The organism is Vibrio sp. 378 (assembly GCF_033339435.1).
Genome location: NZ_JAWOUO010000138.1, coordinates 1 through 1,103, shown reverse-complemented (window position 1 = coordinate 1,103; position 1,103 = coordinate 1). Strand labels below are relative to the sequence as shown.

Genomic DNA, 1,103 nt, shown 5'->3' with positions numbered 1-1,103 from the left:
TGGATGGTATGAGCCGCATCACCAACCAGTGCAACACGTTCAACCACAAAGTCTCGGGCATAACGCATTTTTAGCGGAAACGCCGCTCGCTCTCCCACCACTTCACACACGCCTAAACGAGCATCGAATTCGCTGGTTAGCGTTTTGTTGAACGCTTCATCGCTCATGACCAGCAATTCTTCCGCTCGGTTTGGCTCTGTCGACCAGACGATAGAACACATGTTTGGTTGAGACATTGGCAAGAATGCCAAAGGCCCGTGAGGTGTAAAAATCTGACGCGCGATGCTGTGGTGCGGATCCGCTGTTTTCACATTAGCAACCAACGCATGGTGACCGTAGTCCCAATGCGTCAAAGGAATATCCATCTGGTTACGCAGCCACGAATTCGCGCCATCTGCGCCCACCACCAGCTTCGCTGTCATCGCTTGGCCGTTATCGAGCGTTAACCAACTCTCTTGTTCACCGACCGCGAGTGTCGTACAGCGCGCTGGCATGAATAGCGTCACATTCTCTAGCTTTTGCACTTGTTCCAACAACGCTAACTGAATCACGCGATTTTCAACGATGTGACCCAAATCAGGTTGCGCCATACTTTGTGCATCAAACTCTATTTTTGCGAAGCTGTCTTGCTCCCACACTTCCATACCGTAGTAAGGTGCAGCACGGCGTTGCTCAATACCCTGCCAAGCTCCTAGCTTACGTAAAATGGTTTCACTTGAGCGGCTCAGTGCAGAAACTCGCACATCAGGCAGTTCATTCAACGTTTCATCTGGCACACTACCTTCGATCACGGCGATACGCAGGTCACTGTCTTTGAATGCGGCGGCAAGCGCCAACCCAACCATCCCTCCGCCGATGATGGCGATATCTACACTTTGCATCATTGCTATTTATTACCTAATAACTGGTTGTTACCTAGTTTGTTGCAGTCAATCATCGTTTCACTAAGCCAAGAGTATGGCGCAAGAGCGGCTGCTTAAAAATAGAAAGGTTATCCATCGCGGCTAAGGCTGTATTTCGCCCAATTCGCATCGCGAGTAAATCGTTTGAAAAAACATGGACTAACGAGCTTGTTAGCCAAATGGTTTCGTTGCGGTCTGCTT

At 49.7% G+C, this 1,103-nt stretch carries 1 protein-coding gene and 1 pseudogene; both read right to left on the bottom strand.

Going from position 1 to position 1,103, the window contains the following annotated elements; all coding sequences use genetic code 11:
• On the bottom strand, positions 1 to 884 hold an 884-nt coding region (locus R7Q48_RS24660; protein ID WP_318132744.1), incomplete at its 3' end, for an FAD-dependent monooxygenase.
• Positions 885 to 933: 49 nt separating this feature from the next.
• A pseudogene (locus R7Q48_RS24655) lies at positions 934 to 1,103 on the bottom strand (2-octaprenyl-6-methoxyphenyl hydroxylase); the annotation flags it as partial.